We start from the raw sequence: 14,844 nt of genomic DNA, 5'->3' as shown, positions 1-14,844 counted from the left end.
CTCTCCGGCGGGGCTTCTTTTCCCTGGGCGGAAGGCCGCGACCGGGCTGGGCGGGGCCGTTACACCCCCACCTCGATCCTCCGCCGCCGCCGCTTCTTCGCCGGCTGCTGCCAGCGCTGTTGTTCTCGTTCGCCACGCTCGCCCAGGCCGCCCCATTTGCCTATATCACGAATCAAGGCAGCAACAATGTCAGCGTCATCGATCTGGCCAACGACCGCGTCGTGGCGACCGTGCCGGTCGGCAGATCGCCTGCCGGTGTTGCCGTCAGCTCGGCAACCCGACGCGCCTACGTCACCAATCCCGACAGCAAAGACGTTTCCGTCATCGACACGACCAGCAACAAAACCATCGCGCGCCTGCCGATCGGCGGCGGACCTGTCGGCATTGCCGTGGCGCCGGATGGCGGCAAAATATACGTTGCGGACTGGTTCAACAGCCGCGTCGTTGTCATCGACGGCGGCAAGCATCAGATTCTCGCCAGCGTTCGCGTCGGCAAGGCGCCGGCCGGAATCGCGGCCAGCGCCGACGGCAAGCGCATTTATGTGGCGAACCGCGACAGCAACAACGTTCAGGTGATCGACACAATCAGCTATCAGACTCTGGCGACGATACCCGCGGGCGACCATCCTTTCGCCATCACGCTCGACGACAAGGCCGGGCGCGTTTACGTCGTCAATGTGCAAAGCAACGATGTTTCGGTGGTCGATTCGAAGCAGAACAAGCTCATTGCCACGATCGCGGTCGGCAACACGCCGTATTGCGCGGCGCTGACCCCGGCTGGCGACAAGCTTTTTGTCACCAATCAGCACGCCGACAGCGTTTCGGTTATCGATACGCAAACCAACAAACTGCTCGAAACCGTGCCGGCCGGTGGCTTCCCCGAGGGCATCGCCATTCACGGCAAGCGCGCTTACGTTGTCAACTGGATGGACGACAATGTCGGCGTCATGGATACCGACAGCCATAAAATCCTGATGACGATCGCGACCGGGAAAAACAGCCGCGGCTTCGGTCAGTTCATCGGCGCGCCGTGAACGGACGGCGCTGCCGGTCGCGACGGTATTGTCCGGACGCGAGCCGCCAGCGTGTCAGCGGATCTCTCCCTCGAATCGTTATAACCCTGCAACCAACCAACAGGAGATTCCATGCGCTCAGCTATTGCGCTTCTGATACTGGCCGCCGCGTCGTCGCTCGCGATCGCGCACGGCCCGACCCGCCAGAAGGTGACCGAGCAAGTCACGATCAAGGCGCCGCCCGCCGCCGTCTGGGCCAAGCTCAAGGATTTTAACGGCCTGCAAAGCTGGCATCCGGCGGTCGAAAAAAGCACGGCGACCGACGGCAGCAAAGCCGGCTCGGTTCGCACGCTGACCATCAAGGGCGGCGGCAAGGCGGTCGAGGAACTGGAAAGCATCAACGACGAACAGATGACCTTGAAATATCGCTACAAGGAAGGCACGCTGCCGGTCTCGAACTATCAGTCCACGCTCAGCGTCAAGCCGGCTGATGGCGGCTCGCAGGTTGAATGGCGCGGCGCGTTCTACCGCGGTTTCCCCAATAACGACCCGCCGCCAGAGCTGAGCGACGAAGCCGCGGTCAAGGCCATCACCGGCATCTACAAGAGCGGTCTGGAAAACCTGAAGAAAACGCTGGAGAAGTAAACCGGCGCGGCGCTGCGCTGATTTTTGAATCGATCAGCCTGCTAGGCGTGCCATCATGGCGCAAACTGAAGTTTCCGCAGCACAAATCGACCGGGCCGTCGCGGTATTGAAGCGCGGCGGGCTGGTCGCTTTTCCGACCGAGACGGTCTACGGTCTCGGCGCCGACGCAACGAATCCGGCGGCAGTCCAAAAAATTTTCCGCGTGAAAGGCCGCCCGCACGACCATCCGGTCATTGTTCACATCGCCGACATCGCACAACTCGAACAATGGGCCGATCCGGTCTCGCCCGCTGCACGGCTGCTCGCCGAACGCTTCTGGCCCGGTCCGCTGACCCTGATCATGCGCCGTGCGGCCGGCGTCAGCGACGCCATCACCGGAGCGCAGGATACGGTGGGTTTGCGTATTCCGGCGCACCCGGTCGCGCGAGCGTTGTTGTGCGCGTTCGGCGGCGCTATCGCTGCGCCGTCGGCGAACCGCTTTGGCCGCATCAGCCCGACGACGGCCGAGCATGTCCGCGCTGAGTTGGGCACCGATGTCGATCTCTTGCTCGACGGCGGCGCCTGCGATATCGGCATCGAGTCGACGATCGTCGACGTTTCGGGAGCGCAGCCGGCCGTGTTGCGCCCGGGGCGGATTACGGCGCGCGATCTCGCCGAAGCTTTGGCCGCTCCGCTGGCGAATCCCGAACTGCGTTCCCCGCGCGCACCGGGAATGCTGGCGGCGCACTACGCGCCGCGCACGCCATTGCGCCTGGTTTCGATCGAACACCTGGCCTCCGCTGCGGCAACGCTTCGAGAAACGGGCAAGCGCGCCGCTGTCCTTGCCAGTGTCTCAGTACCGGGGGCAGCCTGCTCGATCGTGGCGCAGCGTAATGCTATCGAATACGCGCGCGAGCTTTACGCCAATCTGCGCCGTCTGGACGAGCGCGGCTGCGATGTGATTCTTGTCGAAGCGCCGCCGGACGAACCGGCCTGGGCCGCGCCGCGCGATCGCCTGATGCGGGCGGCTCATGCCGAGACGGGGGTCGAACCGTAAGCAACTAACTGTGAACTTGCAACACCTTATTCGCATTCCGCGGAAGCCGAGAAGCCGGCGGCACGCCTCTATAGCCGAGCGCGCAAGAAAATGCCCATCGCGGACATGTCCACAATAACGTCCGCGGTCCTACCGCTGTCTTACCGATGAAAAAAAGGCCGAGCCGGGCAAACAGCATGAGACGGGAATAAGCGCCCACGAGTTGTCCAGCCTGTTATTTCTTGAGCATCGTCATGCCCGACGGACCGACGCCAACCTCCTGCAAAATGGCCTCGCGATCGGTAGCCCAGAGGAAATGAGGCGTGTTTGCGGGTACCGTAATCTGTGCGCCAGCCGGGTAGCGTTTCGCCTTGCTGGTATCAAAAGTTTCTCCGAAACCGAAGTAGAGCTCACCGGAGAGGACCGTGGCCTGCCGAGTATCCGGATGGGTATGCGGCCCGATCTTGCTCGCCGGGGCGAACTTGGTGCGTGAGACGTATAGCCCCGGTCCGGCTTGGTTGCCGGAGATCACGGTTTTTTCCACACCGGGGAAAGGCGATTCCTCCCATTTGACGTCGCCGGGCATCGTCGCTGTTACCGTGGGCTCGCTGTGCGCGGCTGTTACGAAAATGCTGGCGGCTGCAAAAAATAAAGTTCGTTTGTTCATGGTTTCCTCCTTTGAAAAGTTCGCCGAACTCCAACTCGTTCGGCACTACGAAGGTAGCACCAGGGAGCTATCAGATTACTGACGTATTCGGAAAAAAGGCGCCAGCTCAGCCAAGCAAACTGCGATGGAGCGCTTCCGAAGGCGCGGACGGCGCGATGCCCAAGGTGACGGAAAGTATTTGCCGCAGGCGCCGGTACACCGCCAAGCCTTCCGCGTGGCGGCCTACCTTCAGGTAACAGTGCATCTGGCCTTGATAAAATTCTTCCGCGAGCGGATCGGCTTCAGTGCCGCGCAAATAGCACGCGAGCGCTTCTTCGTGCCGACCCGCGGTCTGCAAGTGCTGGCCGAGCGTCGCGAGATTGCGGATGAAAAGACTACGCAGGCGCTCGTGCATCGCCATTGCCCACGATTCTTCAGTGTCGGCGGCAAGAAACCCGCCACGATACAGGCGAAGCGCCCGGTCGATAACCTGGCATTGCCGATCAAGGTCGCCACTGCGCGCAGCCTGCTCCGCCTGGCCGAGCAGGCGCTGAAAAGCCCATACGTCGACCCAGCAAAGGCGAGGATTCAAACTGACCCGCCCCTCCTTGATCTTGATAACTTCATCGTACTCGAGCAGCCTGCGGACGCGGTGAACGACGGCTGTGAAAAGCTGGTGCGCGGCATCACCTTCTTCATTGGCCCAAAGCGCTGCCGCAAGCTGTTCCTCCGGAATCGCTTTACCGCCGAAAGCAACAATCGCTTTCAGCAACGCCAATGGCTTTTTTGGCGCCTTATGGTGGAACTCCACCGGCTTGCCATCGCGGATAAGCGAGAATCGTCCAAAGGTGAGCAGTTGCACGGGCCACGGCCAGTTTTCGATGTCCGGCGTTTCCGGAATCACCGTACGACAGCGGATGACTTCCTTGACGAAATAGGGCGTTATTCCCGTTTGCATGGCGCGCGAGCACAGACGGCTCCCATCGGCGGGGCAAAACCATAGCGTCTGCTTGATTTCGAGCTCTTGCGCGAATTTCAGCCCTGACTTAAGCGCATCAAGCCCGGCTGTCTCATCGCCTTCAGCGAACGCGAGCAAAGCTTCCTGCAGCAATGCCTGACTGAGGAGGGCAGGATAATCGAGACGAGTGGCGAGCGCTTTCATGGTTGCCAGCTGTTCCCTTGCGTCACCCAGGCTTTCCATCTCCAGCAGCACGCGGCTTAAAAGCAGCCGGCAGCGCGCCTCCGCAACCAACCATCCGGATGTCAAATTCAACGCGAGGGCCTTTTCGGCATGCAGCGCAGCGGTCGGCAAGCTGCGCTGAAGCAACGCGATCAGCGCCGACAGGTAATGATAGAAGTAACCCGGAACACTCGACATGATATCGGCGTGCGTGGCGATCTGTGCCTGCAGGCGTTGCGCGAGCGCAATATCGCCACGCAAAAGCGCCGCACGTCCGCCGTGCCAGCGCAAGAACATGTCCCAGACATGGATGCCACTCTCATTCGCATTCTCAAGGCCCGCCTCCATCGTGCATAACGCGGCATCGGTCTCGCCCAGCTCGATTTCCAGCTGAATGCGGCCGACATAGCTGAAGGCCTGCGTAAGCGCGGACAGATTCTTCACGCGCGATACTGCGTCGAGCACGAGCTTTGCCTGCACAAGATGTCCGCGCTGGGTTTCGAAGCTCACCGCCAGATAGGCGAGATAGGCGCGGTTTGCGCTGTCGGTACTCGACAAACCCAGGGCAATCGCGCGGTCGCGCCATGCGTTGTGCCGCGGGTGCCAGGGCATGCGGTGCTGCAAGGCGACGTACATGCCGTAGACGAATTGATATTCGACCTCCTCGGAAGGAAAGCCGGAATGTTCCGCGAGCAGTTGATCGGCGACGGCGATCCATGCGTCCATTTGCTTGAGATCGCACCGCGGATCAAAGCGGATCGCCTGAATGATGCGCGCCCATGACAGCAGCAATCCTGCTCTGTCGCCGTTGCGTCTGAATAAAGCGAACGCGCGCTCGCACCACTTCACGGTCGCCGAGGGCTGAACGGGCATCAAGGCAAATCCGCGCCAGTAGCATAGCCACGGGCTCTCCCCGAACAGCGACGGCGCCAGGAGTTCAAACCAACTGTTAAGCAGGTTGTGCCGACCTTGTTCGATGAAGCTCTTCGCCCACTTGAGCGCAGTCTTCGCGATGGCAGCCCAGTCTCCGGCTTCACGGAGCAACTCAATCGCGGCATCGGGCTGCTCGGCGAAATCGAGCAATTCCGCGGCATGGCGACGCAAGGTGTCGAGTTGCTGCTCCGTCAACATCTGGCGCGCTTTTGCCAGGAGAAACTCGCGAAACAGCGCGTGGTACTGGTAAGTGAGCTCGGGACCTAAACGCCGATCCGTGAAGAGGTGCCTGCGATAAAGCTGATCGAGGAGCTTGCCCGCATCCGCGTCTCCGCTGATCAATTCCGCCTGTTCCGGCGTCATCCGGGGCAGAAGCGCCGTGCGGATGAGGGCTTGCTGGTTTTGTGCCGAAGTCTGGTTGAAAATCTGTTCGGCAAAATAAGCGAAAATCGTTTCCATTGCCTCGCCGCCGGCGATCCTGTTCATCGTGCCGGTTTGGCGGAACCGTTCCAGCATCAGGACTACGCCCGCGGCCCAGCCGCCGCACTGCTCGTGTAGACAACGCAGCATGTCCTCGCGCAGCGGATGCTTAATTGAGGCAATTGCCGTGGTTTCTTCCAGCGTCAGACGTAGTTCATTCCAATCGAGCGTGACTAACTTTTGTTCAGCGATCAAGCGCGCGAACTCCAGTGGAGGTTCGCTTCGGCTAATAATCACAACCGTCAGGGTCTCGGGGACTTCAGCGGCGGCCGCGACGATCAAAGCGGGGAAAGCCGAATCTGCAGGAGCGTCTTGATAGTTATCAAGCACCAGCATTGCGTCACGCGGGAGTAAGCCAAAAAGCTCGCGGAACCAGCGCCGAATGAAGTCGCCAAGATCGGACGAATAAGCCGAGGTAAGCAGAGGCAGCTTGGCGCGCTTTTTTTCTACCGTGGCAAGGGCAGCCAGGCGCAGGTAATAGAAGAACGTCGCGGGGTCCCTGTCGCCGCTGTCCACTTGATACCAGAGCGAGGGGATTTTGCGTGCTTCGCAGTAGCTCGCAACGAGTGTTGTCTTGCCTGCGCCGGGCGGCGCCGTTACCCAGATCAGTGGGTATTTGCGCTGCGCATCCAACAGGGCAAACAGCCGCTCTCGCGGCAGCGCAGCATGCAGCCGTGGGCGAGTGAGTCTTGCCAAGGGCGGGGATTTACGGGGCATTGCAAGCGATCATTGGTGGCCGGGCTAGAGAACGCTTGCAAGCATTTTGGTCGCCAGCACGTAGAGCAGTGCGGCGAAAACCTTGCGCAAGTTCGCGACTTTCATGCGATGCGCGATCTTGGCGCCGAGCGGCGCCGTCAGCATGCTTGCGCTGACGAGCCAGAACAGCGCCGGCAAATAAACGAATCCGAACGCATGTTCAGGAAGGCCTGGCTTGCCGCTGCCGTTCACGATGTAGCCGAACGTGCCGGCCACGGCGATCGGAAAGCCGACTGCGGCAGCCGTTCCGATCGCGCGGTGCAGCGGAACATTGCAAAACGCCAGAAACGGCACCATGAGCAGCCCGCCGCCTGCCGCGACCAAGCTGCACACGCCGCCAATCGCGCCGCCTATCGCCGTCATGCCGGCCTTGCCGGGTAATTCGCGCGTCGGTTTCGGGCGAACGTTCAACAGCAACTGGGTTGCGGCGGCATAGGCGAACAGCGCAAAGAATATGGCCAGCGCGCGGCTATGCAGTTGTCCGGCGAGTGCGGTGCCGAGCAAGGTTCCGGCGACAATGCCCGGCGCGATTCGCCGCACGACTTGCCAATCGACAGCGGCGTGCAGGTGATGCGCACGCAAGCTCGAAATCGATGTGAAGACGATGCCGGCCATCGCCGTGCCGAGCGCCAATTGCATCAGATGCGCCTCGGGCAGATCTTGCGCGGCGAAAATCATCAGCAATAGCGGCACCACGGTGAGTCCGCCGCCGACGCCAAGCAAGCCGGCGAACAAACCCGCGAAACCGCCGAGCAGCAGGTAGATCAGCCACCAGTGCATGGGGCGCGATATGCCGGATTATGCCGAACAACCGGGCTGATCGATCGTTTGAATGCGCGGAGTTCGGGGAGCTGAGGATCAAGCGCCAAGCAGCTTGATAATGAATTGCCACTCGTGAGGATCGACCGGCGTTATCGACAGCCGGTTGCCTTTGCGCAGAACGCGCATCGCGGCGAGTTCGGGATGGTCGCGCATTTCCTTGAGGCCGAGCAGACGCGTTTTCCTGGTCAGCCTGACATCGGCATTGAACCAGCGCGGATTCTCTCTGCTGGCTTTCGCGTCGTAATATTTGCTCGATTTATCAAACTGCGTTGCATCCGGGTAAGCCTGCCGTGCAACCACGGCGAGTCCGGCGATGCCGGGTTCGGCGCAGCTCGAGTGATAGAACAAAACGCCGTCTCCGACCTGCATTTGATCGCGCATGAAATTGCGCGCCTGATAGCCGCGCACGCCATACCACGCCACGGTCTGCTCCGGCATCGCCGCCAGATCGTCGATGCTGACATCATCCGGTTCGGATTTCATCAACCAGTAGCGCATGGCATTTATCGAATCAACGTGCAGCGCCACCGGCGTGCGTCGCGCCCCTACCCGCTCCCGGCGCTTCGCGCCCGCCGAGTCCGGGGCGCACGCCATACCAGGCAACAGTCTGCTTCGGCATTCCGGCCAGATCGTCTATGCTAACGTCGTCAGGCTCGGATTTCATCAACCAATAAGGCATGCGGTTCTGGAAAATAAAAATGCGGCCAGGGCCGCATTAAAAAATCAGGAACGTTTCTTGGAATAAGGCCCCCCGCAGATGCCGTCTGGCCAGATCTTGAACCTAGGGTTCAAGGGGTCGCCTACCCGGCGCTTCAGGCGATTCCAGAAGGATACGCACAACGGCGCCGAAACGGATCAGCAACCTATTCTTACAAAGTTGGTTCAAAGAATATGGCCGGACAAACACCGCAGGGGACGACTCGAAATGCGTGAACTGCTGCACCGCTCGGGCCTTGATCTGCTGTTGCTAGCGCGCTTGATCCTGCTGCGAAATGACCTGATCCAAAGTCATTTGCATGGATTCGATTCTACGCTTAAAACCGGACGTGTCAAAACCGCTGGTGCGCGCCGTCAGCAGTTCGTGCGCCATGTTCAAAGCGGCCATGATGGCGATGCGTTCGTTGCCGAGCACCTTGCCGGTGTCCTGCACTTCGCGCATTTTTCCGTTCAGATGGGCGACTGCGTCCAGCAGTTGTTGCCGCTCGTCGTCCGGGCAGGCGATGCGGAATTCGCGCCCCATGATGTTGACATTGAGGCTTTTGCCTTCGAGCGGCACGTCAAACCTCGGTGCCTTGCGGCATCTGCCTCAGCAGCGTCTCGAGCCGGCTGCGCGCGGTTTCCATATTTTGCGCGAGACGCTTCTTGTCGAGATCGGCAGCCGCGATCTGCTCCTTGAGCCGCGCGTTTTCGGCGCGCAACTGGCGGCACACTTCGGCTACTTCACTGATCCTGTCTTCCAACGCGCTGAGTTCATTGTCCATACCGCGCACTATAAGTTGAAAAATTCCGCGGGGTCAACTGACGGCGCTCTTTCCTTTTTTCGCTTGCCGGCGGGCGCTGCTCCATCGCCGGAATGCAGCTCCGGCGTTTTTGACCCGGAATTGGCGATGCCGGATAATCGCCGGGGTGTTCCGGTATTCCGACCTCGCGCGCCAATCAAGGACAGCGCCATCCCAGTCTCCGCGATTCCATAGCAAGATGAGTAGCCTGGCGCTTTACAAACGCCTGCTGCGTTACGTCGCGCCATACTGGCGCACATTCGCGCTGTCTATCGTCGCACTGATCGTGGTTGCCGCGACCGAACCCGCGCTGCCGGCGCTCATGAAACCAATGCTCGACGGCACGTTCGTGCAGCGCGATCCTTTCTGGATACGCTTGATCCCGATTTTGATTATCGCGATTTTTCTGGTGCGCGGCATCGCGACGTGGGCCGGCGCTTTCGCCAGCAGTTGGGTCGGCAACAAGCTCGTGATGGATTTGCGCGAAGCGATGTTTCAGAAGATCGTCATGCTGCCGACCGGCTATTTCGACCAGCACACGACGGGCAACCTGATCTCGAAGCTGACCTTCGATGTCGCCCAGGTTATGTCGGCTGCGACTAGTGTTGTAACTGTGGTCGTCAAGGACAGTCTGATCATCGTCGGCCTGCTCGCCTGGCTGCTGTATCTGAACTGGAAGCTGACCTTGCTTGCGCTGGTCATGGCGCCGCTGATCAGCCTGATCGTGCGCTTGCTTAGCGAGCGCCTGCGTTCGGCAAGCCGCGGCACGCAGACCGCGATGGGCGACATCACCGAAGTGCTCGAGGAATCGATCGAGGGGCAGAAGGTCGTCAAGCTGTTCGGCGGCCAGGGCTACGAGCAGCGGCGCTTTCATGAGATGAGCAACCGCGCACGCCGCTTCGCCATGAAGCAAGCCGCGGCCGCCGCGGCCAATGTGCCTATCGTGCAGATGGTCGCGGCAGTAGCGCTTGCCGCCATCGTTTATCTTGCCACCCTGCAATCGGCAAGCGACGAAACCACGGTCGGCGGATTCGTTTCCTTTATCGTAGCCATGCTGATGCTGACCTCGCCGCTCAAGCGTTTGACCAGCGTAAACGAACATCTGCAGCGCGGATTGGCCGCCGCGGAAAGCGTGTTCGCCCTGATCGACGAACAGTCCGAAACCGACACCGGCGATATCGGGATCGGCCGCGCGCGCGGCGAACTGAGACTTCAGGACGTAAGCTTTGCCTACCCGGAAAGCGCGCGCTCGGCGCTGAAAGGCGTTTCGCTCAATATTGCCGCCGGCGAGACGATCGCGCTGGTCGGGCCGTCGGGCAGCGGCAAGACCACGCTCGCCAATCTGATTCCGCGTTTTTATCGCATCGATTCCGGCAGCATCCTGCTCGACAACATGGATATCGAGCGGATTTCGCTGGCCAGCTTGCGCGCCAATATCGCATTGGTCAGTCAGGACGTCGTGCTCTTCAACGACACGGTAGCGGCCAATATTGCGTATGGGCAAATGGGCAAGGCCACTGAAGCCGCAATCATCGCTGCCGCCGAAGCCGCCCACGCCATGGAATTCATCCAGGAGATGGCGCAGGGGTTACAGACGCTGATCGGCGAGAACGGCGTGCGCCTGTCGGGCGGCCAGCGCCAGCGTTTGGCCATCGCGCGCGCACTGCTCAAGGATGCGCCGTTGCTGATACTCGATGAAGCGACATCAGCGCTGGACAGCGAATCCGAGCGCCATGTTCAGGCGGCTCTCGAAACGCTGATGCGCGGCCGCACGACCATCGTCATCGCACACCGCCTGTCGACTATAGAGCGCGCCGATCGCATCGTTGTGCTGCAGAACGGCGTCATCATCGAGACCGGCACGCATCGCGAACTGCTGCGGCGTTCAGGCGTTTACGCGAAGCTGCACCGCATACAGTTCGCCGCGCAGGCGATGACGACGGAATGAACCGCGAGAGATCGGCCCGATCGCGATCCCTGTAGCGAAGTTTGCGTCCGACTTCCGTTCGTTCAGAGAATCCCTGTTTGGTTGTCATTCCCGCGAACGCGGGAATCCAGTTTCGCCATTCGAAAGTCACTCGATGCCCCTGAAACTCGCAATTTATCTTTCGGTCACGGTGCGGGTTGCGGCCGGGCATCCGATGACACCGGGCTGGTACCGGCGACGATCCTCACGGCGCGCGAATAGCGAGCAAAGCGTTCGCCGCCGCGATGACTTTATCCGCGGGCAAATTTCGCAGGCAGTCGCTGAAACTCCCGATATGACGATCGCAACCCTCGAACAGGCACGGCGCGCATGCCTCATTGCCCTGAATCAGTGCGACGTTATGCAGGCGCTGGCTACCCAGCCGCTGCCACGGGTTGCGATCGCTGCGGTGCTGGCGCGGCCACGGTCCCCATTTGACCGGATTCGACGGACCGTAGAGTGCTACGGTCGGAGTGCCCATTGCGGCGGCGAGATGCGTGGTCGCCGTATCGGGCCCGATATAAATCCGCGCGCGGCTCAGCAAACAAGCGGTCTCGGCGAGCGTCAATCGGCCGGCCAGATTCATGGTCGCAGGCGGAAAGCGTTCGAGCAGGCGTTGCGCATAAGCGCTTTCCGCAGGATCGGGCCCCCCTGTTATGACGATGCGCAAATCGCGCGCGGAGAGCGATTCCGCCAGCGCCGCCCAGCCCTCGTCATGCCACATTTTGTAATTGAATTTCGGGTACGGGTGAAGCACGGCATATGGCGCCGGGCCGTCCAGCAGCTTACTGACTCTGTCCTGTTCGGCGCCGCTCCAGCCGCTGGCGACTTCGTAATGCCGCGTTATGCCAAGCGCATCGGCGAGCTGCAGATTCATCAACACGGTATGGGTATTCAGGTTATCGAAAGCCACCGCGTGCGAGAGCAAACTCTGCTTCCAGCGACCCTTGTTCTCCTCGACAAAGCCGATTCGATGGCGGCCGGCGAGCCACGCATAGAGCGTTGGCCGATCGCCGGTCAGCATCGAGACGGCGAGGTCGTAGCGCCTGATCAAGCTCAATATCAATCTGGCGTGCGGCCAGAATCGCGGACGCTCGGGCACCGCGATGATGCGGTCGATATCGTGGTTGGCGGCGAGCACGCCAGCCGTACTTTCGAATACCAGCGCGTCCAGCCTGGCATTCGGCCACGCGCTCCGCACCGAACGAATCAAGGGAGTCGCGAGCAGCACATCGCCGATGCGTCGGGTGATGATGATCAGGATGCGACGCGGCGACGAAGTCGGAGTGAGCTGCCGCATGTAGCGCTATCTTTTGCCGGCGGCGAGCAGCATCAACTTCAGATAGCGGTAATAAGTCGTCTCGGCGTTGGTGACGGCAAGCATGAATCCTTCGCGGCCGTCGAGAAATCCGGCGCGCAGAAAATAGGTTCGCAAGAACGCCCAGCCGCCATGCAGGATCGCCCGCAGCAGCGAAGAATTTTCGCCGCGCCGCGCCAGCATCTCGGCGCCGGAGGTCGAATAGCGATTGAGCTTGTCGAGCACTTCCTCGAGATCGACGTAGGACAGATGCAGCAAGGAATGCGGCAGCGTTCCGATCTCGCCGTCGACGATCAGGCGTTCGTGAACCAGATCGTCGCTGAAGCGTGCGCGCCCGCGCAGGAAAAGACGCGTGACATAGTCGGGGCGCCAGCCGCCGTGCTGCATGAAGCAGCCGCAAAAGCTCGATAGTCGCGGCACCCGAAACGCGTGACGCCCTGCCGGATTGCGCAGTGCCGCTTCGATGTGAGCGCGAAGCTCCGCCGGCACCCGCTCGTCGGCGTCTATCGATAGCACCCATTCACCGCTCGCAAGCGATAACGCGTAATTTTTCTGGGGACCGAATCCTGGCCACTGCCGCACGACGACCTTGTCGGTGAATTCCCGGCAGATCGCGACCGTAGCGTCGCTGCTGCCCGAATCGACCACCACGATTTCATCGGCCCATTCGACCGAGGCCAGGCAATCGCGGATCGCGTCGGCTTCGTTATGCGTTATGACGATGACCGACAGAGCCATTATGTCCGCACGTCCTGGCGGTTGAGGCCGGCGAACAACAACGCGCTCATCCAGGCGAAAAACAAACCCTCGGCATGATCGATCAGAAATGAGTTGAACAGGCAGCCGGTCGCCATAGCGAGCACGAGGCCATGCGCGAGGTCGCGTTCAAGCGTGCTTGGCAAGCGGCAGGCAAACCGCCATTGCCCGTAAAAAAGAGCCACCAACAGCAGGGGACCCAGCGGGCCCAGCTGGATCGCGAGCAGTAGATATTCGTTGTGAGGGTTGCGCGGACCGGCAGTCGCTTCTTCGACGCGAGTCGCGTAGGCCTGTCTGAAGCCGCCGGTGCCGACGCCTATCAGCGGATGCTCGCCGACGATTGCCGCCCCGGCGCGATACCACTGCATCCGCGAACCGATCGAATTGTCTTCGGCGACAGGCGCGCCACCGCGCCAGAGCTGGTATTCGTCGCTCGCTTTCATCGAGCGGTCGTGGAATACGGGCGATGTGTTGTAGGCCGCGACAGACAGCGAAGCCACCGCCAGCAAGCCGAGAGCCAGACCTTTCCAGCGCAGCCAACGGACAAAGAAGAAAATCAACAGTACGGCGAGCACGATGTGACCGGTGCGACCGTGTACCAGAAACAGCGTGTTGCCTATCGCCGCGGCGCTGGCAAGCGCGAGCCATACGCGTCTGCTTCCCGCCGGCTGCTGGCGCGCCGCGCTGGCAAGCACGAACGCGAAGTACGCCATCAGAAAATTTTGCGTGATGTGCAGTTTGAAGACGACCGTATTACTGACGGGGTTGCGCGCAAAAGCCGCTTCAGGAAGGATGCCCAGGCCAGCCACGGTCGACAGCAGCAATGTCAGCAACATGGCCAGCATAAAGCCCAGCAGCGCACATCGCCACGTTGTCGCATCGCGGAACAGCGTGATCAGCAAAGCGATGAACAGCAGGTCTTTATATTTACCGAGAAAGTCCAGGCGCTCCGCGGGCGGAGCAAGCCCGTGCAGCGTGCCGAGCAACAGCAAGGTGAACAACGTGAGCGCAAGCAGTGCGACAGGATTGCGCCGAATCGCAGCCATCTTTTCGCGATAGTCGCCGCCGGCGAGCCACCCGAGCAGGACCAGGCCGAGCAGCAGATTATCGAGCGCGGTAGAGATTGGAATCGAAAAGCCGAGCGCAGCCGCGGACCATTTCGCCAGGTAGTCGGCGCTGGAAGCGGCGTGTCGATAGCGCGTTCGAAACCGATCACTGGCGGCGCTCATGCTCGACGTCCCGAACCGTGGCGCGGCGCTCCGTGTAGTTGTCGTTGATATCAGGGGCGTCGCGGTATTCGGACAGCCATGCCGCCAAATCCGATTTCACCTGCTTGTCGCCGTAGAGTTTCGGATCGCTCAACCACCCCAGCAATCCGGCCAGCCATTGCATTTCGACCGCCCGCGCCCGGGCGATGCGCAGCTTCGGATGCGGCGTCGGCATCGTGTTCTCGTCATCGGCGAGCAGTTCCTCGAACAGTTTTTCGCCGGGACGCAGGCCGGTATATACGATATCGATCTCGCCGTCGTTAAAGCCCGATAGCCGGATCAGGGTATTGGCCAGATCGACGATCTTGATCGGCTCGCCCATCTCGAGCACAAAAATCTCGCCGCCCTTGCCCATCAACCCGGCTTGCAATACCAGTTGCGAGGCCTCGGGTATCGACATGAAATAACGCATGACCTCCGGATGGGTGACGGTGATGGGACCGCCCTTCGCAATCTGCCGGCGAAAGCGCGGGATCACGCTGCCGGCGCTGCCGAGCACATTGCCGAAGCGCACCATGACAAAGCGCGTGCCCGAGCTTTGCTGCAG

The 14,844-nt window shown here is 61.0% G+C and carries 14 protein-coding genes, 1 other RNA gene and 1 pseudogene; 4 read left to right on the top strand and 12 right to left on the bottom strand.

Annotated features, from left to right (window positions below):
* Window positions 1–104: 104 nt before the first annotated feature.
* The 3 genes from H0V78_04425 (at window position 105) to H0V78_04415 (ending at window position 2,694) form a co-directional block, all read left to right on the top strand.
* Entirely contained in the window at window positions 105–1,034 is a 930-nt protein-coding gene (locus H0V78_04425) for a YncE family protein (protein ID MBA2351046.1), read from the top strand.
* 111 nt (window positions 1,035–1,145) lie between these two features.
* Window positions 1,146–1,658 (top strand): SRPBCC family protein, encoded by a 513-nt coding sequence (locus H0V78_04420; GenBank protein MBA2351045.1) that lies wholly within the window; start codon window positions 1,146–1,148, stop codon window positions 1,656–1,658.
* A gap of 55 nt (window positions 1,659–1,713) precedes the next feature.
* Window positions 1,714–2,694 carry a threonylcarbamoyl-AMP synthase gene (locus H0V78_04415; GenBank protein MBA2351044.1) on the top strand — a complete coding sequence of 327 codons (981 nt, stop codon included), beginning with the start codon at window positions 1,714–1,716 and terminating at the stop codon, window positions 2,692–2,694.
* A 214-nt stretch (window positions 2,695–2,908) separates the two neighbouring features.
* On the opposite strand, the gene H0V78_04410 is transcribed toward H0V78_04415, so the two are convergent.
* The 8 genes and pseudogenes from H0V78_04410 to H0V78_04375 all read right to left on the bottom strand — a co-directional run bounded on the left by H0V78_04410 (window position 2,909) and on the right by H0V78_04375 (window position 8,971).
* Entirely contained in the window at window positions 2,909–3,340 is a 432-nt protein-coding gene (locus H0V78_04410; GenBank protein ID MBA2351043.1) for a cupin domain-containing protein, read from the bottom strand.
* Between the two features lie 106 nt (window positions 3,341–3,446).
* Window positions 3,447–6,629, bottom strand: coding sequence for a hypothetical protein (locus H0V78_04405; GenBank protein MBA2351042.1), 3,183 nt, complete (start codon window positions 6,627–6,629; stop codon window positions 3,447–3,449).
* A gap of 24 nt (window positions 6,630–6,653) precedes the next feature.
* Complete coding sequence (locus H0V78_04400) at window positions 6,654–7,448, bottom strand: sulfite exporter TauE/SafE family protein (protein MBA2351041.1); 795 nt, start codon at window positions 7,446–7,448, stop codon at window positions 6,654–6,656.
* Window positions 7,449–7,526: 78 nt separating this feature from the next.
* Window positions 7,527–7,988 (bottom strand): EVE domain-containing protein, encoded by a 462-nt coding sequence (locus H0V78_04395; GenBank protein ID MBA2351040.1) that lies wholly within the window; start codon window positions 7,986–7,988, stop codon window positions 7,527–7,529.
* 85 nt (window positions 7,989–8,073) lie between these two features.
* Window positions 8,074–8,169: pseudogene (locus H0V78_04390) on the bottom strand (EVE domain-containing protein).
* Window positions 8,170–8,234: 65 nt separating this feature from the next.
* A non-coding RNA gene (gene ssrS / locus H0V78_04385) (6S RNA) lies at window positions 8,235–8,408 on the bottom strand.
* 49 nt (window positions 8,409–8,457) lie between these two features.
* Window positions 8,458–8,730: a cell division protein ZapA gene (locus H0V78_04380; protein ID MBA2351039.1), complete on the bottom strand. Its 273-nt coding sequence runs from the start codon at window positions 8,728–8,730 to the stop codon at window positions 8,458–8,460.
* 37 nt (window positions 8,731–8,767) lie between these two features.
* Entirely contained in the window at window positions 8,768–8,971 is a 204-nt protein-coding gene (locus H0V78_04375) for a hypothetical protein (protein ID MBA2351038.1), read from the bottom strand.
* A gap of 217 nt (window positions 8,972–9,188) precedes the next feature.
* Between H0V78_04375 and msbA the strand changes: the two genes are divergently transcribed.
* Complete coding sequence (gene msbA, locus H0V78_04370; protein MBA2351037.1) at window positions 9,189–10,937, top strand: lipid A export permease/ATP-binding protein MsbA; 1,749 nt, start codon at window positions 9,189–9,191, stop codon at window positions 10,935–10,937.
* A 223-nt stretch (window positions 10,938–11,160) separates the two neighbouring features.
* Here the strand turns inward: msbA and rfaQ are convergent, their stop codons facing one another.
* The 4 genes from rfaQ to H0V78_04350 all read right to left on the bottom strand — a co-directional run.
* Complete coding sequence (gene rfaQ / locus H0V78_04365) at window positions 11,161–12,255, bottom strand: putative lipopolysaccharide heptosyltransferase III (GenBank protein ID MBA2351036.1); 1,095 nt, start codon at window positions 12,253–12,255, stop codon at window positions 11,161–11,163.
* Between the two features lie 6 nt (window positions 12,256–12,261).
* Window positions 12,262–13,011 (bottom strand): glycosyltransferase family 2 protein, encoded by a 750-nt coding sequence (locus H0V78_04360; protein ID MBA2351035.1) that lies wholly within the window; start codon window positions 13,009–13,011, stop codon window positions 12,262–12,264.
* Window positions 13,011–14,258, bottom strand: a complete 1,248-nt coding sequence (locus tag H0V78_04355; protein MBA2351034.1) for an O-antigen ligase family protein — start codon at window positions 14,256–14,258, stop codon at window positions 13,011–13,013. Before H0V78_04355 ends, H0V78_04360 begins: the two co-directional genes overlap by 1 nt.
* On the bottom strand, window positions 14,242–14,844 hold a 603-nt coding region (locus H0V78_04350), incomplete at its 5' end, for a polysaccharide biosynthesis protein (GenBank protein MBA2351033.1). The genes H0V78_04355 and H0V78_04350, both read right to left, overlap by 17 nt.

The organism is Burkholderiales bacterium, assembly GCA_013695435.1.
Lineage (GTDB): Bacteria > Pseudomonadota > Gammaproteobacteria > Burkholderiales > JACMKV01 > JACMKV01.
Note: the sequence above shows the minus strand (reverse complement) of the source record. Positions and strands in the feature narration are given on the sequence as shown.